Genomic DNA, 24701 nt, shown 5'->3' on the forward strand with positions numbered 1-24701 from the left:
CTAACTTCTAGGATATATTTTGCAATACTAAGTTCCAGTTTTTGGGTGAATGGACTGGAATTTAATTTTCCAATTCACCTATTATCGCCAATATATGATTCTAAAACATCTACGGCATCTGGCAAAATATATCCTTGATCAACTGCCTGTTGTACATATTCTAAAACAGCATTTGCTACCGACAATGCCGAATTTTTAAATACTTTTGATATAATCTCATTTTGACTCCTAATACTTGAAGGTAAAATATTTGTACAAAATGGGCAATCATTGCCACACATCTGTTTTATACCATCATTGCGCCATTTGGCCCATTTAGCAACGCTTGGTAAATCTCTACTATAAAATGGTTTATACGCTTTTAATTCTGAATAATGATTAAAGCCCCCTCCATTTCCATTAACAAATTCGGCAACACCCCCTCTTCGAGATACTGTTCCATCAGAGGCTTTTACTGCCGCAGTATATTGTGGCAAAAAAGTTCTTAGGTTATGAATCGCATCAATATTGTTAATCAAATCTTGCAACTCTTCAAGCATCCTTTCAATTTGTGCTGCTAGCGAATCGCATTTATCCGATTTAAGAAAAACCTGGAATGAATCATCAAGAAACTCATCTCCTTGAAACAAATAGGAATTCACATAATCCTCATTAAACACCTTCACCACATGGAAGTAAGGATTATCAACAGTTGGTTGACTATTGTCATTTGAGCCATATGGTTTAAAGTCTTTTAATCTATCTGTCTCATTATTCGCCTGGGCATATATCGCTTCACTTATCGTTGATTTTCCTGTTCCATTAGAACCATATTTTATATTTAATGATTTTTCAACAATTTCTATTGTAGCATCTGAAATACAATTGCAATTTTTAACCCGAATATACTTATCCATTTATGCTCCTTTCTGATCTAGCACCGAACATTATTAATCTCAATAATGTTTAAATTATTCTCTATTATATACATGGTGATTTTCGACAGAATCTTACAAAAAACTTTTTGGGCACACTTCGAAGTTGAGCTCAGTTTTCACTACTCAATTGCCAAAATAAATTCCATTATGAATAATAAAAAGTACCGGCATTGGTTTTTTCAACCAATGCCGGTACTTTCGTCTCTGCGGTTCCGGTCTCCTAAGTGGTATATCTTATTCTATTTTGACGCTTACTTTCTTTCCGGAAAACACTATTCCAAATTTCAAAATATCCTGAGTGCCATTTTCCTTCATTTCTACATCATATCTTTTCTTACCAATCTGGGCTAACGCTTCATCTGCAAGTTCTGAAAGTTCATCCGCACTCAGGTTCTTTTTCCACTTAAGCTCCATAAGGATTCCGGGATATCTGTCTTCCCTTGGGAATAGGCCAATGTCATATCGGCCATCTCCGGACTCTCTGTTTGACTTAATCTTATACTGATTATCCATCAAAGCAATTAACCCAAGAACTAATCCATGATAGAAACCCTCTGCTCCGGCATCATAGAAGCTGACTGATTTATCCATATATTCAGCAATTGCTTTCTGCAGGTTCTTATAATCATTCGCATAGAGACTTTCTGCAATCTTATTGGCTGTCGTTCTTGTGATTGCTCCAATCTGTAACAAGTGTGACAAAACCTCACTCTTGTATACAGCAGCTATTTCCCTATTTGGAATAGATACCTCACACAGATAAGAACCATCTGCCTGCAACTCTTTCTTTGGTGTTTTCAAATAACCAGCCACCAATAACAAGCTATAAATATTCGCCGGATCCTCAGAAAGAGATCTGTAAACGACATTCTGATCAATTCTTGCAATAACTCTTTCACCTTGCAGCAAAGAATAAAGTCTTTCTGTAATATCCTCCGTTGCCACCTTAAGGACATCTTCCAAAATTTCATTCTTTCCGGTATTTACCCAATAAGCCTGCGGAATACATCCCCTTGAAATATAATTGATTACAGACCACGGATTATAGATTTCTGTACTTCCAAATAAATATCCATCATACCAATCCTTAAGTTCCTCCTCTTTATCAAGAACTCCATAATACTTAAGCATTTCTCTCACTTCTGAAACTGTAAATCCAAAGAACTGATCATACTCTTCATCCATCACAGAATTCACAGTTAAATTATTCAAACCACTAAAGATACTTTCCTGAGCAATTCGAAGAATACCGGTCAGAAATCCATAAGTAAGATTCTTATTATCTTTAAAAGCTCCTGAGAAAAAGTTTCTCATAAACCCAATTATCTCATCGTAGAAGTCTTTGGAATAACCTTCCTGAATCGGCGTGTCATATTCATCAATAATAATGATTGGTGCTTTACCGTAATGCTTGGTAAGCATCTGAGACAGCTTCGCTAATGATGCAGTCAAATCAACTTCTGAAGCATCGCCGTTTATGATTTTTGCAAAATATGTCTTTTCATACTCTGCTATTCTTTCACTGGTCGCAAGCTCCTGATGTCTTCCAAACTCCTCCTGTAATAGATCTCTAATCTTATCGAGAGTTGCCTTCCAGGAATCAAACTTAACATCCTTGAAAGTAAGAAATACAACCGGATATTGCCCCTGCTGATTGCGGTATTCTTCACCGCATTGCCAAATTGCTTTATCCTCGAAATATTTACTTGTATTCTCCTCTGAAATCTCAAAAAAGACTCTGAGCATATCCATATTCAATGTCTTTCCGAAGCGCCTCGGTCTTGTAAACAAAGAAACCAATGGCTTCTGATCAAGGAATTCCTTAATCAACATCGTTTTATCTACATAGTAATAATCTGCCTGTGCTCTGACATAATCAGAAATGCCAATAGGTAATGGCTTTCTTGTAACTCCTGCTGAATGTCTGACATATTTCCCGGATGTGATTCTTCCATCAATTGGCTTCTTAGCATCATCTGGAATCTTCCACATTTTTCCTACCTTTATAGCACCATCAATCTTATTTTTTTTACAAAGGTCATTAACAGTACGTTCTGATAATCCCCATTCTGTCGCTATTTGTTTACAGTTCTTCATCTAATCAGGCTCCCATCACTTTACTGAAATTACGCATCTCCTTTCCGTATATTATACGCATTTTTCCGCAATATATCAATATCATTTTGATATATTGCGGAATCATATTGCTGTTTAAATGTAAGTTTGAGCTTTATCTGTCTTTTATTCTATCCATATCTTCCAACATATCTCTTAATATATTCTCCTGATACCCCGCCTTTTTCTTCTTTCTTACCTCTCTTGCCGTCTCGCGTAGAACAGGATTCTCTACAGCGTCCAGTTTTTTCATGGATATTTTCCCAATCTCTTCTTCCGAAAGACTTTTCGCATAATCCTCCTCCGACATTCTCCACACATGGATCCGGTCCCCATATTTTCTCCAGAGTCTGTCGGCAATCCGGATCCCGTCCGGATCGATGTCTCCGCTATAGTAGATATCCGCTCCACTATTCAGCAGAAAGGGAATCAGTTTCACAGCTGCGCTCCGCAGCTGGCCGGAAGTACATAGTAACGTCACATTCCTTTGTTCCAGATGCTTCAGCAAGTAGCTGAACACCATCTCATTTTCTACAATATAAACCTTATCTCCTGTCGGTTGTACCGCTGTCAGCTCCTGCAGATTTTCCATGGTGACAGCACAGGGCTCCTGTCGTCTGCAAAAGGTGTCATATGCCGGGTGCCAGTCACCGTCAACCTGTAATCGCAATCCATAGATATGCACGATAGAGGAAATATTATCCGGTACGATTCCGTTGGACAACAGTAATTCTCTCCACTGATGGGCATTTGCCGGATAATCTTCTTCCGTGGCATAACACATCCCGTGAACCAATAATTGTCCTCCGGTTGTTCCCTGATCAAAGTAATGGGGATTTCCAGATACTTCCGCGGAAAATACCGCCAGGGGATATTCCTCTTCCGTCTCTCGAATATCTTCCAGCAAAAGGATCGCCTTTCCCACAGTTTTCAACAGTTTTTCTGTCTTTTCTCTGTCCCTTCCATATTCTCTGATTACTGTCTGATAGCCATACTTTTTTTGAGAAAACATATCCTGTAGCCAGGAGACCGCAATGGAATCCGGACCTGTACACTCTGTCAGATAGCTCTCTACAGTTTCAAAAAAATCTGCCTTTCCCCGCTCTGCCTCCTTCTGTCTCTCCTGCGTGGTCAGCATTTTTCTGCCGAAATATGCTTCCAGTACTTGTTCAAAATCCTCAGGAGCAAATTTTGTGTATTGCAATCCCTTTTCAAATTCCGCAAAAGGAAAACGTATGGTATTTTCATAAAATGTCTTTCCAAGTATCCCACCGATGGCTCTCCGCTCTTCTTCGGAAGTATTTTTCAGTGTAATGATCCCTGTTACTTTTCCGTAAGTTTTCCATTTCTTTTCAAATTCCGAAAAGCATCTCCGGTACGCAGAATTTCCTCTAAAATATTCCGCACATGCTTCATTATTGTTCATCTAAAATCCTCTCATGTCCGTTCCACGTATACCGGATCACCGATACCACCTGGGAGTTCTCCGGACGATGAAGTTCCGCAATCCGAAGGCCTTTGACCGTCTCAAAGCATCCCCACAGTGCCTGGGAATTCATGATATAGTCGAAATCCAGCTTATGAACCAGTTCAAACATACTTTTGATATTCTTGTCGTCGACACCGGCAAATGCCTCATCCAGTGCAATAATTCTGGGATGATCTTTATTGTCTGCCTTTTTATACTGTGCATTTACCGCTCCGAACAACGGCACATACATGGCCATTGCTTTTTCGCCTCCGCTGAAACGGTTAAATGCGGCATTTGTCAACGGCTTTTTCGTCTCTTCGCCGCGCCGGAAAAACATCTGGAATTCAAACCATTTCCGGTAATCCAGGGCATCTCTTACCAGTTCCATGTAATTGATGATCGTTCCCGTCTCTTCCAGTTTTGCCTTTTCTGCACGTATTTTACTGCGGAAATGCCCTGCTACTTTTTCAATATCATCCAGGGTAAGCAGCTCCCGGTCACGCAGAAGGATCTGCTCCAGATCCGCTGTATCCAGTTCTTTTTCGTTGTCAGCTTTGCAGGGCTTCCATTCCAGAGAAAAACGAAGTCCCATGGAGGTATCGATCTCCTGCATGAGCTTTGACATGTCTTTTGCCCACTTTCTGCTCTCTGCTATACGATCCGTAAGCTGCTGGCTGATCGTCTGGGATAGAATGTCTTCAAAAAGTTCCCGATCCTTTTTCTGTATCAGCAGTTCCGTCTCTTCGATTGCGGTCTTCAGAATATTGTAAAATTCCTCCAGGTATACCTTTTTCCCGTTCCAGGTAGAAATAATACGTACCCGCTTACGCACAGCATCGATGTCCCCCGTATCGCCGAAGCATTCTTCCATGGAAGTTCCGTAGCTTGCCAGACTTCCGTTATGTTTCAGATATACTGTATGCAATGCCTGTAGCAGTTCTCCGGGTTCTCTGTTCTTATCGCTTTCCCGCAATATTTTTACAGCTTCTCTGGCACATTCATAGACTGTCCGTCCTTCCCGGTTCAGAATCAGTTTCAGATCCAGTTCCTCTTCAAAATAGTTTCTGAGCGTGGTTTCTTCTATAATGTACTGTTGCAGCTTTTCTTTTTGTTCCGGCAGTTCTTTCTGTAATGTCTGTAACCTTTCTTTGAGGGTGGCTCCCAGAAGTTTCAGGTCCTCCAGTTCCTTGTCGATCTGCGAAAGTTCTTCCTTCAAACGTTTCAGCCGGTTTGCCTTTTCCAGCAATTCCGGACTCCTCAGATACTCTTCCAGCTGACGGATCTGAATCTCACTGGCTTTTGCCCGGGTGCTGTAAGTTCTTTTTTCCGTATAGGCTTCTTCCAGATTCTCCCGGTATTGCTCTATCCGTTCTTTTCTGTCCAGACAGCCGATCTGTTCCGTCTGTATATGCAGCAGTTCCTGCCTTGCGCTCTGCCATATCCTTCCATATTCTTCTGCTGCACCGCAGGCTTCCTCATAAGCCGCCACTGTTCTGCTATAGGGCAGCATTTTACAAGCTTTCAATACCTCCTGATATTGCCGGTTCTTCTGCTCGGAAAGTCTGTGTTCCTGATCCTGTTGTTTCAGATATTCGTTTTCCAACGTCTCCAGAATACGTTCTAGCTCCCGTTTCTCCGACAATGCGATCTGAATCTCCGAAAAGTCAGGAATCTCCTGATATTCCACCTGTAATCTGTCCATACGTCCCTGCAGTTGTGCAATTCCGGTGTTCCACTCTTCTATGGTCCTGCTGATGCTTTCTATCTGCTCCTGCAATTCCCGGATCTTTTGCTCTTTTCTCCGTTTTCTCGCCAGATATCCCACATATTCTGCCGCCTGCTTGTCCGCTTTACCGGCTAAGATTCCCTGCCGGAAGCTGCCATCTGCACCGAAACAGATTCCCTGTGTCTTTCCTTCCTCTTCATAAATATTGCTGAGGATTTCCAATACCGGAGTTCTTAATTCCTGCGGTAGATCGTCACTTACTGTCAATCCGGAAAAATGGCTGTTCCCCGGCCCGTCCGTCTGCAGGACAGCATCCAGGAACTCCGGATGGTCTGCTTTTATTTTCACAAAATCTTCCGGTGTCACCACCAGGGCATCCAACATTCCGGTCATTTGCATTTGTGCTTCCAGTCTCGCACAGGCACTCTCCTCCAGATCTTTGGCAAACTCTACCGTTCTGTAGAACGGAATGGCTGTGATTCCTGCCTGTGCCAGGGATACTCTGGATTTTTCGACTGTCTCATCCCGTTCTGGCTCCAGTTCCTGCTGTTCCTGCACCTTTTTAAGCTGTTCCCGGACATCTTTTAGGATTCCTTCCTGAATTTCCCTCTGATACTGTTTCTCATTCTTTGCGTCTGTAAGCTGTTGACGCTGTCTTTCATAATCTGCGCGGAAATCCCCCTGTATCTCCACGCCATCCGCTACGGTATCGTATCGTCTTGCTTTCTGCTCCGCCTGCAGGAGAACCTCACGTTCCGGATGCCATTCCTCAGATGTTTCCGCTCTGTGAAAGACTTCCGTGATCCATGCATCGATTCTGTCGGCCACCTGTTCTTCTGCCATCTCCAGCCGTTGCTCTTCCGCTGCTTTTTTCTTCTTCGTCTCCTCCAGTCGGCTGGCGGCTTCCTCGTATTGTCCGGATATCAATTCATATTGACTGAGTGCTGTTCTTCCTGTCGTCAGCTGATTTTTCCATATTTGCAGATGCTCCGCAATCTCGTCTCTTTCTTCATATTCCTCCAGTCCGATTTTCTCTTTTGCCTTCTCATGATGTTCCCATTGCAGAATTTCCTGTTGTTCTTCCAGATCTTCCCGCTTTTCCTTTAAAGTATCACGACGCAGTTCCAGCTGTTCCTCCAGCTTTTTCAGAACAATCTCTTCTTCCCGGATCCGCTCCCTGCCATCTTCGATCTTTTTCTCCCAGCGTTGCTCTCCATCCACAGCCTCCTGATGCTCTGCCTTTAATTTTTCCAGTTTCCGATCCGCATCTTCGAGTTCCGGATCCAGAAGAGCGTTGCGTTCCGTTTCTTTCAACTTTTTCTCTGCTGTAAGTCTCTCCGTATCCTGCACTGCCCGGTTCTGCTCTTCCAATGCCTCGCTCTGCCGCTGTTCCTGATCTGCCAATATTGCCTGTTCTTTCTCCACTTCCTGCTTCTTGCCCAGATAACCCTGCGCTTTCTTCGCAAGCATATATTGGTTATATCGGGTATATTCGTTGCGGATGATCTTCACATCATCGAAGGCGCGGTTGAGCATCTCCAGGCTGTCCTGGATCTCGTCCATTTTTTCCATGGCATCTACCATGGGCCGCAGCTCTTCGTCCGTCAAAGTCTGCAAGGAATCATTCAAAATATCATACACTTTGGTCGGTTTAAACTCTTTGGAAAGCTTGGGAGCGCGCACCTTCACCAGCAGTTTGATGAACTGCTCATACTGTTCTTCTTTTCGGAAACCGAAAATATATTGGTTGACATGCTTTTTGTATTCCGACGGACTGTCTGTGAAAAAATTGTCCTCCCCCAGTTCCGCCTTCATCTCCCGCTTATCCCGGGGAATTTTATTCGATCCCACTTCCTTATACAGCCACAGATCATATCCTACTCTGCGTCCGTCCAGAATCACGAAGCCCCAGAAATCCATCGGTTTCCCACGTTTTGCCTTCTGACCGATTCCTATGGTACGATATTCTCCGGAATCCTCTTTCCAAAATTCCAGAAACAGATAGCCGGTAGACTCCTCCTTGCCCTCTTCTCCCAGAAAATAATATTCCATCCGGCGGTCACTGGAGCCAAAAGGATCCAGGCGGCTCGGTGTACGGTCTCCATCCAGTACAAACGGGATAAAACTCTGTGTCGTAATAGATTTTCCGGATCCATTCTGTCCTCGGAGAAGGAGTTTTCCATCCTCGAATTCAAAGTCCTCTTCATCATATAACCAGAAATTTACAAAACCGATCCGGTTCATTTTCCAACGTTCACTCATTCTTCTCCGCCTCCTTTGTAGTCCGCCGGGTACTGCCCTGCCAGTCTCCCTACTGCCGGCAATATCACAATCTGATTCTCCCTGCGGTCAGCCATCATCCAGTCTTCCATATACTTCAAAATGGTTTCCACAAGCCTGTCTTCATCCATTTCGCCGTATTCCTTGCTCCATGCATCCTTCCATTTACGTCTGCTGCCCACGATGATATCCCTGAATGTCGATTCGGGCATGGCAATACATTCGTCTTCCTGTAATTCTATGTTTCCTTCTTCCAACCGCCTCTGTATCTCTGCACAGATCAGTAATACGCTTTCCGAAATCTGGGCCTCCCGGGGATGTACGGTTCCGTAGCAATCGTCTGCTTCCAAAGCAAAAAATGCTGCATTCCGGTAGATTTCCAGATTTCCTCCCATGTTTTCCCGCAGATATCTGCCGACCCATTGTCTCTGATTTTTCAAGTATAATGCATCAGCGTCCTCTGTACTGTCCCAGTAAAGTGCCGGGCAGACTGCCAGCTGCCGGTATACCCGGTTAATACGCCGTGATCCTCTGTTTTCCTCAAATTCCTCAAAATCTGTCTTTTCAAAATCCTTCCAGGATTCATATCCGGAAATGTCGGTAGTAAAGCTGCTGGTAAAATATTTCGAATAGCCTGTATTTTCATACAGTACTTCCTGCCCGGCTTCCTGGCTGAAGGATTCACTTTTTCCTTCATACACCCTGAGCATCTGCAGCCGTTCCATATACTGCAATACCCGGACCAGTGATTTTCTCTGTGTAAAGGAGGTCCAGTCCACCGGCATGTAATTTTTCAGTTGTGTCTCCACATAGTCGATCAGTTCCGACAGCAAAAACTGCCTGCCCTCCTCGGCATCCTCCAGATACATCAGCACCACACATAGTATGCAGTAGTCCCGAATGTCCGTAAACTCACTGATTCCCATAAATGCTTCTGCATGCGCCGGCCTCTTCTCCAGTTTTAACAGCTTCTCTGTATGTATCAGCTTCCATCCCAGTTGTTCTCTGATAAAACGTTGAAAGTTCGGAATATCCCGTTTTACTTTATAAAAAGTCTCCTTGTCACTGTCCCGGCAGATCCAGAATTTTTCCATTAAGGTTCTGATTTCATTCATTTTTATTTAAACTCCAATGTATAATCCGGCATTTTCAAGTCGCCATCTTCGCATTTCAGGACACAGCTGCCGTCTTTTCTCTTCAGCTGATACTCCTGTCCGTATTCCGTCCGCCCCGTCTTTTCTGAGCTCATATTGGCCTGAGCGATCCACTGCAGGAAAATGGCTCGTGTGTCTTCGGAAACCACTTCGTCAATCTCTGCAAACCGGATCTTCTGCTCCCTGATATACCGGAGTACCACTTCCTTCTGCTTCTGCGCCTGTCGCAGGTAGCTTTCCCGCTGTGCCATTTTTTCCAACGATTTATCGGCAAAACCTGTTCTGTCTTTTCTCTCACGATACCCTCTCGTGTGAGGCTTCAGCAAAAACATTGCCGGCTCTTCCTGATAAACACTGTTATTAATGCCATCCTCGTCTCTCGGAATATTAGTCTTATAATGCTCGATCTGCTGCACTCCGAAGACATGCGCCGACAATTTATGGGCTTCCTCCAGATCCTCACATTTCAAGAACAATTCCAGAAATTTTTTATAATCATCCTTTCGGCTGATGCCCCAGTTCTGAACCTGTACGATCAGGGCTGCATTTTGAATAATGTTGCGTATAATATCACTGGTGATCTTCAATACTTTTTTAGCTTCGCATTCCTGTCCCCGTCCGTCCACGAACCAGTTTTTCAGGGAATACCATTTTCCGTATACATTTTCCCGGATGCTAGGCTCGGCATTTCCATGTATTTCCAACAGTGCATGGGGAATATCCAGTTCACTTGCCACAACCCGCTCCAGAACCGTATTCTCCATGCACTCTGTATTCTTTTCCAGCAGCTGTTCCATCCGCTTGGAATGCCGCTGTAATTCCTGCACAAATTCATTCAGATATTTAATAAATTTGTCCTTATGAACCATGAATTCCACGGATTTCATCAACTTTTCTGTTTTCCCGGAATAGAAATCCCGCAGATAGTCCTGATAGTTCTGGTTGAGTCTCTTGAAATCTTCCTGTAATGTCTGCCACCATTCGTTCACCGTGCGAAGTTCCGCGTTTTCCATCTCCTCCGTCTCATCCAGACTTCTCTCCAGACGAACGAAAAAGTTTGTCGACAGATTTCCCGATTCCAGAAATAAATTTTCCAGGCGTACCGTCAGACGCTCGATCTCCACGGCATATTCCGACATGGTATAGCGATATTGCTTATTTTTATAGTCCGCTATCGTGTACACTTTTCCGGGATCCTGTATCGGTGTAAGATTTTTCCACTTTACAAGTGCTTCCAGATCCTGAACCAATTGTTCCATGGAATACAGTTCAAACGCGTCATCTTCTTTTAAAAATTGAAAGATATCCTCTTTATATAGCTGAAAATGCATCTTTTCATATTCCCGATAAAAGCACCTCATAATTTTTCGATATACAGGTGCATTCTGTACGGATAAATAGGAAGTTTCATTGATCTGTTCAAAATGATCCATCCGTTTGTTCCCCTCTCAAGTATCTTATTAAGTACTATTATCTATATTTTATGTCCTATTTTCAGTACTCTATTGTGTTGCCTAAATAAATGCAATCATATACAATGGCAATGTCACAATCCCCTCTTCGCTCACACCTATGTTGCCATCCACAAATTTGTATCCATAAGATATATCTTTGTTATTTTTCATCAACCATTTTAATGAATTTGCCCGGGTATTTCCGCTCTTGACTTCAATGGGAACCACGCTCCCGTCTTTTTGGATGATAACATCGATTTCTCTTTTCGTTGTCTCATTTTTATAGAAATAGATCTGATATCCCTTCTTATAAAGAGCATCCGCTATTGCACATTCATAGATACCACCTTTTGAATTTCCTGCTAATGTGTTTTCCACAATATGTTGCTTTAAAGAAAAGTCCTTCATCGCCATCAACAGTGATAAATCTGTTGTATACGCCCGGAAAAAGTCGTCTCTTGCATAATCATCCAGATCAAATCTGACATCTGTAACCAGTTTACATAATTGCACCATATCTGCCCGAAGCAGCCATTCCACACTTGAATAATATTTTTGTGCCCTTCCACCATGCTCGATTTCTTTATATTGAAATTTATGATTTTCCTTATCTAATAGCTGCTTTGCCAGTGAAAGATAGCACTTCTCTGCCTTCACCTTTTCTTCAGCGGTTGCATAATATGCTATGTCATATTGATATCCCTGTAAGAGACTTCTTTGGACCCTGTCAACTTCTCTGAAATCCTTCGTATCTATATACTTCTGTACCACTTCCGGCATACCGCCTGTTGCAACATACTGTCTGTAGTAATTCATCATCTGTGAATGAATTGCCTCCGGTATTACTGTCTTTAAATGCAGATACCCGCAAAGATTCCCTATCATTTCTTCGGAAATCCCAATTCCCCAAAGAAATTCTTCGAAATCCATCCCGTACATTCTCAGATAATCAACATACCCTACAGGATAGGAAGATGCTCGTTTATAGTCGATTCCCAGAAGTGATCCCGAGGTAATGACATCATATCTGTTGTCTGTTGCCCAGAACTTGAGCGATGTGATCGCTTCCTGACATTCCTGAATTTCATCCAGGAAAATCAAAGTTTTCCCGGGAACAATTTTCTTTTCCGGAAAACGAAAACGCATAGCCATAATCATATTGTCTACTGTCAGATCTCCAGCAAAAATATCCATTGCAGATGGCATCTGCTTAAAATTAATTTCAAGCAGTTCCTCAAAGTTCTCTTCCGCAAACCGCTCGATGATATATGTTTTCCCCGTTTGTCTGGCTCCCTGGACAACCAGGCATTTTTTGTCCTTTGTATCCAGCCAGTTTTTAATAAACGTTGTTGCTTTTCTTTTTAGCATAATACACCTCAAATTGATAGAATTTATTACAATTAATGTTTATTATCAACATTTTAGAACGATAAAATGTTTTACTTATCAACATTTCAGAAAATTATATCATTCTTTTTGAGCTTCGACAAGACGCAGATGCATACATATTATTATAAAAAACAGCTCATTCCATGTTCTTCCACATTTCATGAGCCATTTTTCCATATATTCCCACATTTTATAAACTTTTATTTATTTTCACTTGTGCCCGAGCAGTCTTCCTCCCCCATTGTAAACAAAGATTTCCCATTATAGCAATCTGGACTGAACAGTCCCTGCCTATGGGTGACTGGGGTAAATACCTTCGTCTCCCCTGGAGCGATCTCTTCATGATTGAAGATCAGGCTGTGTCCCCTTTGATTTTTGATCACGGCCTGCTTAATATTATCGGACCAGTTGTAGGTCTCCATGACATCACCGAATCCCTTCGGAAAATACCGGAAATCCAATGCGCTGGGATCTTCTTCGGTGGCATATTTCATGTATAGTACACTGTCCTGAAACATTCCAATGTGAACTCCCGGTTTCACAATTCCCACAGCATCTCCCAGGTGGTATACCAGTGTGCTTCCACTCTGAACGCTGGATACTTCGATATAGACGCAGTCTTCATATTTCCCGGCAATTTCGAACAGGCGCTGTTTCTCCTGTTCTTCCATCTGCGCAATCTCCCGCTGTCCTCCTGTTTTTACTGAAAGTATACCAGATTCGGAGAATAATGTCATTCTACCGGTGGTTGATTTTTATATTCCGTATTTTTTTCTCAAAACAGCATATACTTTCTATTATTTATATGCAAGTCAATTTGTTGCATTTCTTGTCTTGCATGCAAGACAATATTTGTATATAATTGTTTCATATAAAGGAGATTTTCATATGAATCGAGACACACTGAAGCAAATAATGATCGACCAAAAAGAAAGCTACCTCAATAATCCCTTGATTCCCCGGAAGTATTTTCTAGAGGAGAATGTAAATTACTGTTTTGTGGGAATCAGAAGAACCGGTAAATCTTATATGATGTATCAGAAAATCCAATCTCTGATAGAAAAGGGGGTTCCCGTCTCCCAAATCGTATATGTCAATTTCGAGGACGAGCGTCTCCTGGAAATAACCTCCGACGATCTGAATATAATTTTGGAAATCGGAATAGAACTTTCCGGCACAGCCAATCGGCCTTACTTGTTTTTTGATGAAATTCAAAATATTGACGGATGGGAAAAGTTTGTCCGCAGAATGGCAGATATGAAATACCGGATAGATATCACGGGCAGTAACAGCAAAATGCTTAGTAATGAAATTGCTTCTACTCTGGGTGGGCGTTTTGTGATTCTTAATGTTTACCCCTATTCCTTTTCGGAATATCTTGTTGCTAATCACAAAGATAAAAATTATCTTAACGTGATCAGCACAAAAGACCGGGCAGAAGTTCTCAGTTTGTATCATGAATATATAACTTATGGAGCTTTCCCTGAGCTGGTCGATATCAGGAATAAACGAAGTTTTCTAAATAGCATTTATCAAACGGTGTATCTGGGGGATATTATCACAAGAAATAAGATTACAAATGATTTCGCAGTGAGACTGATTTTGAAAAAAATAGCAGAATCCGTTACCAAACCTTTATCTTTCAGCCGACTTACCAATATATTAAAAAACGCAGGAGCATCCCTGGGAAAACAAACCGTTATAAATTATGTTGGTTATATGACTGACTCCTATCTGCTTTTTACACTCCGGAATTATGCGGCAAAACTTATTGAAAAAGAAACCTCACCCAAATATTACTTCATGGATACCGGTCTTCTTGGTCTTATGCTGTTAGACTGTCAGTCCGCACAATTAGAAAATCTCGTAGCTATTGAACTGGTTCGTCGCTACGGAATAGAAAACGTTTATTTCTTCGAAAATAATGTTGAAATTGATTTCTATGTTCCCTCCGAGCAGCTTGCTATTCAGGTCAGTATGCAGATTCTTGACAACATTGATACGAAAGAAAGAGAAACCAAAGCTTTCACTAAACTCAAGAACTTTATTCCTGATATTACATGCCTTCTTATCACTAACAGTGAAGAAGCAGTTCTCGAATGCAATGACATTGTCATTGATGTTGTCCCTGCCTGGAAATGGCTGTTAGACGCAGCGGACACCTCCTCCCACTGATCACATGGCATCTTTCTAAATAAACCATAACCACCGGCTGGGCCGGTGGTTTTTTCTGCCCCTATAAGGGGCTGTTACCAGCACTGGGTGTTTATGATACACTAAAATTACCAGAAAAAAGCGTCAGAATTTCCTGAAATCAGCAAGGGATTTTCCTCAAAAAAGTCCGGCACCGCCGGTTGTTCAGGCACAGCCATCCAAGCTGGATCCGTTTAAGCCGGTTATCCAGGAGTGGCTGGAATCCGCGCCCACACGGTTGATATCCTTACCAGTACTCCTCTCCCCAGTACCTCGCCAGCACGCTCTCCATATTCGCTCTGCCCACTGGATTCGCGGTATGGATCTCCACAGGGTAAAAGGTCTCCCGCTCCGCCAGCCAGTCCAGTAGTTTGATGGCATCGCCGCCCTGACTTGCAAAATCTCCCAGGTCATGGTCGAGATCCAGCACCTCGATCTCGATGCCGTTTCTCTCCGCCTCCCTGATCAGTGTCTTGGCTTCATTCACGGATCTGGCGCTCTCATATCCCCAGGGTGCCGGGCGGAGATCATCTAACCATATTTTCATTCTTTCTTCCTCCTCGGTATATCTCCATCAACATTTTGTAATTTTTCACTTCCATTCCTGCAGGCTGTCGATCTCGGTCCCGCAATATTCACACACGCCTTTGGTCACATCAATATTGGCATCGCATTTGGGGCATTTGATCACGTGGATCCCGCTGTCCAGGGTCATGACTCTGTCGTTGTGGCTGAGGGAGAAGGTATCCTTCTGATATGCGGATGTGATCCGGCCACCTCGCAGATACACCAGTCTGACCTGTAACTCCACATCCACGCACAATATGCCGTTCTCCACATGCTCCTGCAGACCGGTGTAGTCCATAATGTCGTAATCAATGACATTCGGCCGGGAATAGTAGCGTCTGCCGGCTTCGTAGTTCAGGTTATTATAGAACCGCTTTTTGTCGATGCCGGTGCCGGTCCAGAATTCCTGCTGCCGACGGTTCTGTTTTTCTTTGTAGCGTCTGACTGGCCCCAGTACCGCATACGCATCGCACAGATAGAAAAAGTAATAGAGGATCATAGCCAGGATTGTGCTGTAGATGAAAATCTTGCCCACATCATAGCCATTGAAGGTCCTGGAGGTATTTATGATCCACAGGCTGCATAGCAGGAACGATATGATGTAGTCTACCACTCCCGTGACGATCCGGTAGACCGGGCTTTGCAATACCAGGTCATAATGGTGCTTGCTGCCCAGCTCCTTGTCTGCGTAGTCAATGTTAGAGGCCGCATCACAGCAGGGACAGCCGTTCACAAATTCCTTTACTTTGCCGGTAAAGCCGCAGTTTTCACAGGTATGCTGTGCCTCTTCATCCATTCCGGATACATAGGTATACTCCATGCGGGAATCGAAGATTTTCTCTGTATGGAGCAATTTCCCCTGCCGGAAATACTCTTTGCGGCAGCGGATACCACTGTGCACATCATCCTGACAGGTTCCGTCTGTGGACCGGTACCTCAGGGTGCCATCGACGATGTAGGTAGTCTTGATATTGACGCCGCTTTCTGTAAGCCTGCGCATTTGAAGTGTTTCGGATATGAATGCCATTGCTTTCGTGTCCTATCTGTTATTGTTGTTATTATTGTTGTTATTGTTATTATTGTTGTTGGAAGAGGAACCACCGCTGCTGCCGGAGCCTGAGGATGGTGTGTAATGGGGGAACACTTTGAATTCTGTCCGTGACAGCAGGATTCCATCAATGCTACTGTCGGTGCAGTTCGCCATGATCACCTTCTGGGTTGTTGCAGTATTCTGCCCGATGATGAGGGACAGATTCTGTCTGCCTCCCTTGATGAAAGCCTCCGGCTCCTGCTCCAGGAAATGATAGATTTCCCAAAGCTCCTCCTCTGTCACCTCATAATATTTCGTCAGTTCCACGCAACGCTTCATGCGGATCAGTTCTTCATAGGTCTGCGGTTCAAAATTCATGGAAAGCCTCCTTGTCATTTTTTTGATCCAGTGTCAGATAGTAAAATTCAATGTTCTGAAAGGGGAGATTGATGGCCTGTATATGGTAATAGGCATTATTTTCCTGCTTCCGGTAATGGCAGTCTCTCAGCTCCGTGGTGGTGCACAACAGATTGTTCGGGCTGCCCGTGGCATATTCCTTTGCATATTCGCGCAGGAGCCCGGAAATATCATATACATACCATTCTTCTTCGTTGTCCCCGGAATGGTCCAGCACCCCTTTATAAATCTGATGCGTGGCAATGTGCCGCTGCTTTGTTCTCCCTTCATCCCCGTAAGTCACGAGATCTCCGGACAACAGCATCAGGTACAATGCGTTGTTCTCCGGATAATCGCATTCTTCCTGCAGCATATGCTTTTTCATACGCAGCTTTACCGTACTGATGGGTGTCAGATATAGGATCTCCCTGGACTTCCTAAGAATCTGGGAGATCAGCGGATATCTGTCTCCATCCACGTCCAGTTCGAACACACCGCTGTCATAGATATATTTCAGCTTCGCATCTTGTGCAATGATCTGTTCCAGTGCAGGATATTCTGCGGATGTCTTGGCAGGCAGATACTTTTCCGGCTCCTCGAGGCGCATCTTCGTCACATATTCATATGTCGTCTCGTCAGCAGAAGCATCCGGGGCATAGCCGCGGTCCCGGTACATCTGCTGTTGCAGCAGGCAGGTGTAGCTTTTGCCGGATCTATATACGTTTTTCACAAAAGGACAGCCCGTTTTGCACAGATACAGGTAAGCGCACCTCGCACATTCCTCGGGAAACGGTTGTCTGTTATGGTTTTGGAAGATCTTCCGTGCAGCGGTTTTCAAAATGGTGTCCACCGTGTCACGGTAGATATTACCGTAGTAAAAATCTTCGTTCTTCTGACCTCTGACACAGGAATAGATGTCTCCGTTACGCTCCAATAGGAAAAATTTCTCTCCGCAATTATCGCAGTTGGTGCAGTATTCCGGTCCGAACTCATCGAACCATGCACCGTTGACCCCGGCATCCAGATTGGTCCCGTCAAAAGCCTCATGCATCCGCCGGTAGAAAATCAGCTGTTCCTCTTCACTCATGTGATGCAGCAGGCCACAGGAATTGTAGTCAAACCCGATCATGAAATTAAAATCATTCATGTCCAGGCACGTATTCCGGTCCAGGAATCTGATATCCTCGATGATCTGATCCAGCTGTTCGAAATGCTCCCGAAAGATCGTGGCAGATACTTTTTTCTTGTCAGGGATCTCCTCCAGCAGTCGGATATTATCCAGTATCCGTTCCAGGGTGCCCTTTCCGCCCTTGGTCACCCTGTATTTTTCATGCAGGGAAAGAGGCAGATCCAGGCTGCCCGATATGGACACGTTGAACTCCCGGATGGTCTCGATATGTCTGTCCAGTCCGTACAGATTCGTCTTGATGTGAGGATGCCCCACCCTGAAGCCGGCATCCGTGATGAGTTCACGCATGTCCTGATAGTATCTGCTGATATATTGGATCAGGTCGTGGAATTCCTGCTCCGGTAAAGTGGTCACCTCGCCGCCGTGCAGGGAAATATTAAAGGGCACCACATCCGCTTCACGGAATTTCGCGATGGCATATTGCAGGGTCTCCAGGCAATCTCCGCCCCGCAGGGTATCTACAGTGTGGTCCTCCAGATAACAGTACCGGCACTGCATATTACATGCCATGGTCGGCACATATAACAAATGAATAAATTTAGTATTCATAGTAATCGATCCTTACAGGTGTCTCCTTGAAAGCACGTTCATTGACAGATACGCCCCGGGGCAGTGTGATCTCCCGCAGAGAATCACAGCACCGGAAAGCGGAAGACCCGATCTGCTGCAACTTGCTGTCCGGGGAGATCACCACCTCTTCCAGACTGATATTTCCATAAAACGCGTGTCCGCCGATCCTGGTCACGTTATCCGGGATCTCTATGCGCAGCAGGCTGCTGCATTCTTCAAAGGTGTTGCCACGGATCTCCGTCAGTCCCGCCGGAAGATTTACCTCCTCCAGGCTGCTGCAACGGTAAAAAGCTTCCCCGCCCAGATACGTCAGATTCTTCGGCAATGTGACACGTTCCAGACTTCTGCAGTTTTTAAATGCCTGTCCACGGATCTCCGTAATGCTGTCCGGCAGCGTTACTTCTGTTAAAAAGGGCATATTGGAAAAGGTGTTGCCGCGCAGGCCCACTACTTTCTCCCCCTGATAGGTATCGGGGATGGTCGCTGTAGTCATATTCGTCAGACCATAGACATAAAACCGCACATAGTATCCTTCATCTGCCTGCTCATAGAAGATCCTGGGCTTACTGAACAATAGCAGCGAGCCTGCCACAGCCACCGCCATGAGAGCCCATTTCAGCTTTTTGCTGTAATCCGGCACCATGGATGCCTTCACATTCATGACAATATTCGAGATTTTCTCCTGGGATCTGGATCTGATCTCCTTTTTCAAATATTTTATCAGCTGATAACGGCTGGTCAAAAATGCATATACCACCAGGATCAGGAGTCCGATCACATAGGTTTTCATCGGAAAATGAAAGAAAAACAAAGATATGTATACGAATAACAGAACCGCCAAAATGGCATTCAGTATATTTTTTCTGCGCAGCATATCCTCCGGGATCAGATTCTGTTCTTCCGTGATCCCGGCACGCTGCATTTCACGTTTTATAAACCCTTCGACACAATCCTCCTCGGACATGGCAAACAGCGGATCAAAATCCTCTGCATGCACTATCCTTTTCTCAGAAAGTGGCTCTGGAGGTGTGGTCCCGCCTGTTACCGTTTCGTCAGCTGCCGATGCATTGATCACTGTCTCAGCTGCTGTCTGTACCTTTTCCTCCATAGATAAAGTCATTCCCATACCGTTATTTTCCCTTCTTTTCTACTGTGCATAGCATCTTTTTAGTCTCCAAAAGACTACGATACTCTTCCATTTCGCGATTCTGTCGTTTAGTATTCAGGACTTAACAGGAAGTCCGCTATATGCATCGTCTTGATGCCCTCGTAGTTTCCTCCTGAAAATTCATCTGTTGTGAGAACATATTTGGGGTAGTTGTCGCGGATTTCCAACAACCGGTCGTATTCCCGTTTTTCTGTTTTCAGAGAATGAAGCTCCTGCGTCACCTGCACATAGAGCTTTTCATTTTGCCGTACTGCCACAAAGTCGATCTCGCTGCTGCCGGATTTGCCGACATTGACGGTATACCCTCTGCGGCAAAGCTCCAAGTACACGACATTCTCTAAACTGGATGCCACGCTGTCAGCGTTATAGCCGAGAACGCTGTACCGCAGGGCGGTATCGGCAAGATAGAATTTCTCCTGTGTTTTCAGGATCTCCTTGCCCTGTAAATCAAAGCGGGAGCATCGATGGAGCAGGTACGCCTTCTCCAGCTTCTCCAAGTAACTATAAACTGTTTCATTGTCCAACGCTCGGTGTTCCGCTTTCAGGTAATCCGAAAAGGACTTTGCCGAGAAGGTATTGCCCACATTGTTGAAGGTGTACTTGACCACTCGTTCCAACTGGTCGATCTTCCGCACCTGATTGCGCTTAACAATATCCGAGAAGATCGTAGAGTTGTAAATATCACGCACGATAGTGTAGACCTCGTCCTGAGAAAACTCCTGCAAATGCGTTGCCGGGAAACCGCCCAAGCGTACATAGTCAGCAAGCTCCGTCTTCGGCTCTCCAACCTCGGTATATTGGCTTTTGAACATCAGGTACTCGTCAAAGGACAAAGTGAAGATGCGGAAAGATACATATCGTCCCGTCAGATAGGTTGAAATCTCAGAGGACATCATGTGAGAGTTGGAACCTGTCACATACAGGTCAACATCAAAGTCAGATGCCAGCGAATTGACGACCTTTTCCCAGCCCTTGATTTCCTGAACCTCATCGAGAAACAGGTAAGTTTTTCCATCGGGCGAAAGACGCTCTTTAAGCTGTGCGTACATCTGCTTTGCCGTCATATCCTCATATTCCATTGAGTCATAGCGGCAACTGACAATGCGCTCCTTCGGAATGTTATGCTGCGTTTCCAATCTCTCCATAATCATTTTCAGGATCGTTGACTTTCCGCAACGACGTACTCCCGTAAGGATTTTTACAAATGGCGTATCCACATAAGCCATGATCTTCTCTACATACAAAGGTCTGTAAATCATCGTGACCACCTCCGTTTGTAGATAGTATATCGCAATTCGTTCCAAAAGGCAATTTGTTTTGCGATTACAAACCGCAAAACTTATATCTCTTCATGATTATTCGCTCCTTTCGCTAGTCCTAAAATGTATAAGCAAAACTAAACTTCGCAAAAAATCGGCATCAAATCCATTTCTGAATTCAACACCGATTCTCTGCTTTTCCTTTTTTCTGTTGTAAGTCTTTCCACTCGGAACTGATCTTGTGACCGGATTCAGTTCTCCCCATGTTGTTCGCTGCTTAGCATAATATTCCCTCTGCGCTTTCTTACTTCTTTTATCAAGCGTTACATATTGCTTCATTTTCTCATCCTCGCTTTCGTGTCTTCTTCAATCATCTTTGCAATTTCACCACAGGCGGCAGGATAATCTTTATGTCCCAGTAAGAGCATTTTATCTTTAAGTCGTTCTAGAGCTTCCTCAAATCTTGCGACGTCCCTCTTTAGCACCTTACAGAATACAATGCAGTACGCCGAACCATCCTTGACCATCTCTCCCTTAAATTTCATAGTTATCTTATTCTGCACAAACAATTGATCCGCCAGATAAGAACTATGATCTACATAAGCATAAGGAACCGCAAATAACGAAAAATCACTCATTTTCCAATAATTCTTCATTCTCATCATCTCCAACATAAAGATAGCTGCAGAAGATCCGAAGACCTCCCACAGCCTGTGCTTATAACCGAACCTCCACACGCAGTTTCCTGCAGGTTTTCTACAAGGCCGCTGTTAAGAAATCTTGCATCAGATTTTAAAACCTACAATGAACATAAACCGATAACACATAACCCATAACAGACATACCCTTACCATGAACAAAAACTTCTGGGATCACCATCAATCTCATAAAGCCTTGTACGGAAAAATCCTTAGATGTCTACTTCAAACTGTACTGTTTGATTGTACTTATCAAGAGCCATCTGCATTTCCATAATGGTCTTGGATACAGCCTCATACTCCTTCTTAATCAGCTCCAGGTCATAGTTAATATACCTATATTCTGGAACCGTATTTCTGGACATATAAGAGCGCTGCTCCTCTCTGGCTTTTGGTAGCTGCTTACGCATCTGATCAAGCACTGATTTTCTCTTGTTCAGCTGAGCCATCTTTATAAGAATTGTATCAATGCTCATTTCTGCATCGCCCACCTGAACCTTTTCATTAGAATTGGTTACATTAAGCGCATGCTTGATAATTGCAATTTTCTCATCAAGAGATGTAATAGTAGCTGCAACCTCCGTATAATCATATTCTGGTACGACAGGTTCCTCATTGATAGCTGCAACATAGGTACTGGATGTTGCCTCTTTGTTTACCCAGAAGGCCTTATCTTCTTCCAGGCTCTTAAGCATTTTATTTGCATATGCTGATGTCATTGTCTGCATTTCCTTACGACCTCCATTTTCTTTTGTTTTTTGTTCTGATATTAGCTTAATGCATGACAGATGCTTTGTCATTGTACCAACGGTTTAATACCATAGAAAATCCGCAGTCAGGTTTTCTATGGTCATGAATAATTCCCCATAAACGAACAACATCCCCGTCAACGACGAGGATATCTTCAATACTGGTATGCAGTAATCTGCTTAAGATTACAAAATTGTCTAAGCTCGGCAATGATCTACCGGAAATCCATTTGTAGATTGCCTGCGGATTCTCAAATCCCATAGCATTCTGCACATCTTTCACAGTATAACCATTTTCCATGAGCAGTTTCTTAATTTGCTTCCCTGTCTCCTTTTGCTGGATTGCCAAATACATTGGTTCCATCTCTTTGTACCTCCGCAATTTTCTTCCATCCCGAATCACAATCTCTATTTGTAGACTTACATTATATCGGATGTATTCACAAAATGCATTAAACTTTTAGTTTAAAATGTCTGTGCGAGCTTCCCTATACTCACTCCCTGTTACAGTACCTTGCAAGTTCTCATTGCTGCAGATTTTTTACACGCCATAGGCTCGTAATAATCAGGATTCGCAATTTATGTATAGAGGGGATTAGTGGAGTCCATCTTGTTTCCCGGATATCGCTGCCGTGAGCTCTTTATGGTTACTAACGCTTAATCATATTCCCTATGGCAATATAATCTCACCAACCTGCTCTACTCTATGAGATTAATAGATCGCAGCCTTACTTTAACGTCCTGCCGGGTCATTTACAGCAACTCGCAGACTTCCACTTCTTTCAGTGCGGACGGGTTTATAGTTTTCCTTCTAAAGATTAAGCTTAACAGAATCTCCTCATACTTGCATTTAACCAATAGTTTAATTGCTATCGTATTCATCTTTTATCTTAAAAATGATACTCATCCTTAACACCTAACAACTGGCTCCATCTTGCAGAAATCAGCTTAGCATAATATATATCTGCCAATCCATATGCCCCCAGGGAATACGCATCGTTGAACTCTACGAGTAATGTCCTGCCATCTTTAGTTACACAGATATCCATACTGCAAGCCATAGGCCTATCTTCCCAAGAAACAAAACTTTCCATCATAGAATTAAGCACCTGCGCGTCATAATGATATAAATAACCCTTCCTTGACTTATCAATTATCATGCCATATGGGCGCACATCAATTATCTCATCATATGTAATAAAGCAACGCCATTCTGCAGCGATATCTAATGATTCGCTTACCAATACCTCATAATCTTCAGCATGATTACCGCAGCCCATAAGATCTTTTATACTGGAAATTGTCTTGCCGGTAAAAGCCTTGCTTCTTACTGCTGGTTTCACAAAATATCCCGCCGACCACTTGTTCTCATCTCTTGAAATACTGTTGATTGTATCTTTCCATATTTTCCTTCCCAGAAATGGCTTAAGCACATCTGGATAATCAGGAATATGCGGTGTCACCCCAAACTTGTTAAACAGTACATTGCACTGATCAATATAATCCAAGGCAATATCTTCACGCTTAAAATCATCATAGATATCATCTATCAAATGGTAAGGAACTATTTCCGCAGCCATCTCTCTGAAACCAAACATAGCTGAAGCGAAATTATGATTGTGAGGTATCTCCATTTTCATTTCATTGTCATATTTTGTTTTTAAATATACCTTTCCCATAATAATCACCTGTTAAATATAATAGCGTTTGCGGAAGAGCGCTATGTGCCAGTGGCACCTTAAGCCAACTCGGACACGCAAACATAAGTGGGCAGGGCCAGACTCGAACTGGCGTAGACCGAAGTCGGCGGATTTACAGTCCGCTGCAATTGCCACTATGCGACCTACCCATAAGTGATCCCCACCGGACTTGAACCGAGCATTTTAGCCTTGAAAGGGCTATGTCCTAACCTTTAGACTAGGGGACCATAATGCTCATATCAGGATTCGAACCTGAATCAATCGGTTCTACGCTCCGCTTCGGTCCGTTCAGGGCAATCGTCCCCCGGACGATTTGAACCGTAGCCGATCATTCTATCCATTGAACTATACGAGCATATACGGGCTAAATATATTTCAACTCAGCCCTGCTTATTCACTTTTCATGCGCTAATCTGCTTTGTTCTATTTATATCGATTATGATAATCTCATCCATCGGAACATCCAGCACTGCTGCCAGTACAACCAGATTATCGATTGTAGGCATGGCAGTTCCGTGCTGCCACTTGTAGATAGCCTGAGGAGTCGCAAATCCAAAGATATCCTGCAGGTCTCTTACAGTCAGACCTGTTGCCTCTCTCAGTCTCATGATATTCCTTCCGGTAGCTACCATATCGATGGTAGGCATAGTAAACATTTCTTCCTCCGTTTCTGCTT

21 protein-coding genes and 3 tRNA genes are annotated in these 24701 nt (G+C 43.6%); 1 reads left to right on the top strand and 23 read right to left on the bottom strand.

The window, feature by feature from the left end; translation table 11 throughout:
• Positions 1 to 74: 74 nt before the first annotated feature.
• From OCV96_RS08730 to OCV96_RS08765, 8 genes are all read right to left on the bottom strand, one after another.
• Positions 75 to 896 (bottom strand): AAA family ATPase, encoded by an 822-nt coding sequence (locus OCV96_RS08730; protein WP_262594291.1) that lies wholly within the window; start codon positions 894 to 896, stop codon positions 75 to 77.
• 255 nt (positions 897 to 1151) lie between these two features.
• A complete protein-coding gene (locus OCV96_RS08735; RefSeq protein WP_262594292.1) occupies positions 1152 to 3014 on the bottom strand; it encodes an ATP-binding protein in 1863 nt (620 codons plus the stop codon).
• 133 nt (positions 3015 to 3147) lie between these two features.
• A complete protein-coding gene (locus OCV96_RS08740; protein WP_262594293.1) occupies positions 3148 to 4458 on the bottom strand; it encodes a TIGR02679 family protein in 1311 nt (436 codons plus the stop codon).
• The gene (locus OCV96_RS08745; protein WP_262594295.1) at positions 4448 to 8491 is read right to left on the bottom strand and encodes a TIGR02680 family protein; all 4044 of its coding nucleotides are present in this window, start codon (positions 8489 to 8491) and stop codon (positions 4448 to 4450) included. The genes OCV96_RS08740 and OCV96_RS08745 overlap by 11 nt, the downstream gene beginning before the upstream one ends.
• On the bottom strand, positions 8488 to 9624 hold the full coding sequence (locus OCV96_RS08750) for a TIGR02678 family protein (protein WP_262594296.1): 1137 nt from the start codon (positions 9622 to 9624) through the stop codon (positions 8488 to 8490). Before OCV96_RS08750 ends, OCV96_RS08745 begins: the two co-directional genes overlap by 4 nt.
• A 2-nt stretch (positions 9625 to 9626) precedes the next feature.
• The gene (locus OCV96_RS08755) at positions 9627 to 11096 is read right to left on the bottom strand and encodes a TIGR02677 family protein (protein WP_262594297.1); all 1470 of its coding nucleotides are present in this window, start codon (positions 11094 to 11096) and stop codon (positions 9627 to 9629) included.
• 81 nt (positions 11097 to 11177) lie between these two features.
• On the bottom strand, positions 11178 to 12485 hold the full coding sequence (locus OCV96_RS08760) for an ATP-binding protein (protein WP_118537483.1): 1308 nt from the start codon (positions 12483 to 12485) through the stop codon (positions 11178 to 11180).
• A 221-nt stretch (positions 12486 to 12706) separates the two neighbouring features.
• Positions 12707 to 13177 (bottom strand): hypothetical protein, encoded by a 471-nt coding sequence (locus OCV96_RS08765; RefSeq protein ID WP_118537484.1) that lies wholly within the window; start codon positions 13175 to 13177, stop codon positions 12707 to 12709.
• A 217-nt stretch (positions 13178 to 13394) separates the two neighbouring features.
• Between OCV96_RS08765 and OCV96_RS08770 the strand changes: the two genes are divergently transcribed.
• A complete protein-coding gene (locus OCV96_RS08770) occupies positions 13395 to 14681 on the top strand; it encodes an ATP-binding protein (RefSeq protein ID WP_118537485.1) in 1287 nt (428 codons plus the stop codon).
• 265 nt (positions 14682 to 14946) lie between these two features.
• Here OCV96_RS08770 and OCV96_RS08775 read toward each other — a convergent pair whose 3' ends face one another.
• From OCV96_RS08775 to OCV96_RS08845, 15 genes are all read right to left on the bottom strand, one after another.
• The gene (locus tag OCV96_RS08775; RefSeq protein ID WP_262594298.1) at positions 14947 to 15246 is read right to left on the bottom strand and encodes a cyclic-phosphate processing receiver domain-containing protein; all 300 of its coding nucleotides are present in this window, start codon (positions 15244 to 15246) and stop codon (positions 14947 to 14949) included.
• Between the two features lie 45 nt (positions 15247 to 15291).
• A complete protein-coding gene (locus OCV96_RS08780; RefSeq protein ID WP_262594300.1) occupies positions 15292 to 16293 on the bottom strand; it encodes a hypothetical protein in 1002 nt (333 codons plus the stop codon).
• A gap of 12 nt (positions 16294 to 16305) precedes the next feature.
• Positions 16306 to 16674: a hypothetical protein gene (locus tag OCV96_RS08785; protein WP_118537487.1), complete on the bottom strand. Its 369-nt coding sequence runs from the start codon at positions 16672 to 16674 to the stop codon at positions 16306 to 16308.
• Entirely contained in the window at positions 16664 to 18430 is a 1767-nt protein-coding gene (locus OCV96_RS08790; RefSeq protein ID WP_262594301.1) for a radical SAM/SPASM domain-containing protein, read from the bottom strand. The genes OCV96_RS08785 and OCV96_RS08790 overlap by 11 nt, the downstream gene beginning before the upstream one ends.
• Positions 18420 to 19577 (bottom strand): leucine-rich repeat domain-containing protein, encoded by a 1158-nt coding sequence (locus OCV96_RS08795; RefSeq protein WP_262594302.1) that lies wholly within the window; start codon positions 19575 to 19577, stop codon positions 18420 to 18422. The genes OCV96_RS08790 and OCV96_RS08795 overlap by 11 nt, the downstream gene beginning before the upstream one ends.
• 89 nt (positions 19578 to 19666) lie before the next feature.
• Positions 19667 to 20878: an ATP-binding protein gene (locus OCV96_RS08800; protein ID WP_262594304.1), complete on the bottom strand. Its 1212-nt coding sequence runs from the start codon at positions 20876 to 20878 to the stop codon at positions 19667 to 19669.
• Positions 20879 to 20974: 96 nt separating this feature from the next.
• Positions 20975 to 21217, bottom strand: a complete 243-nt coding sequence (locus tag OCV96_RS08805) for a hypothetical protein (protein ID WP_118668530.1) — start codon at positions 21215 to 21217, stop codon at positions 20975 to 20977.
• On the bottom strand, positions 21214 to 21534 hold the full coding sequence (locus OCV96_RS08810; protein WP_182439119.1) for a hypothetical protein: 321 nt from the start codon (positions 21532 to 21534) through the stop codon (positions 21214 to 21216). Before OCV96_RS08810 ends, OCV96_RS08805 begins: the two co-directional genes overlap by 4 nt.
• A 254-nt stretch (positions 21535 to 21788) precedes the next feature.
• Complete coding sequence (locus OCV96_RS08815) at positions 21789 to 22304, bottom strand: hypothetical protein (protein WP_262594305.1); 516 nt, start codon at positions 22302 to 22304, stop codon at positions 21789 to 21791.
• A gap of 46 nt (positions 22305 to 22350) precedes the next feature.
• Positions 22351 to 22689 (bottom strand): helix-turn-helix domain-containing protein, encoded by a 339-nt coding sequence (locus tag OCV96_RS08820; RefSeq protein WP_118668528.1) that lies wholly within the window; start codon positions 22687 to 22689, stop codon positions 22351 to 22353.
• Between the two features lie 526 nt (positions 22690 to 23215).
• Entirely contained in the window at positions 23216 to 24004 is a 789-nt protein-coding gene (locus tag OCV96_RS08825; protein ID WP_118537494.1) for an ATP-grasp domain-containing protein, read from the bottom strand.
• A gap of 88 nt (positions 24005 to 24092) precedes the next feature.
• Positions 24093 to 24174: transfer RNA gene (locus tag OCV96_RS08830), tRNA-Tyr, on the bottom strand.
• A gap of 5 nt (positions 24175 to 24179) precedes the next feature.
• Positions 24180 to 24252: transfer RNA gene (locus OCV96_RS08835), tRNA-Glu, on the bottom strand.
• 4 nt (positions 24253 to 24256) lie between these two features.
• Positions 24257 to 24380, bottom strand: a tRNA-OTHER gene (locus OCV96_RS08840).
• Between the two features lie 46 nt (positions 24381 to 24426).
• Positions 24427 to 24681, bottom strand: a complete 255-nt coding sequence (locus OCV96_RS08845; RefSeq protein WP_262594306.1) for a helix-turn-helix domain-containing protein — start codon at positions 24679 to 24681, stop codon at positions 24427 to 24429.
• Positions 24682 to 24701: the final 20 nt, after the last annotated feature.

The organism is Waltera acetigignens, from assembly GCF_025567015.1.
In the GTDB taxonomy this organism is placed as follows: domain Bacteria; phylum Bacillota; class Clostridia; order Lachnospirales; family Lachnospiraceae; genus Acetatifactor; species Acetatifactor acetigignens.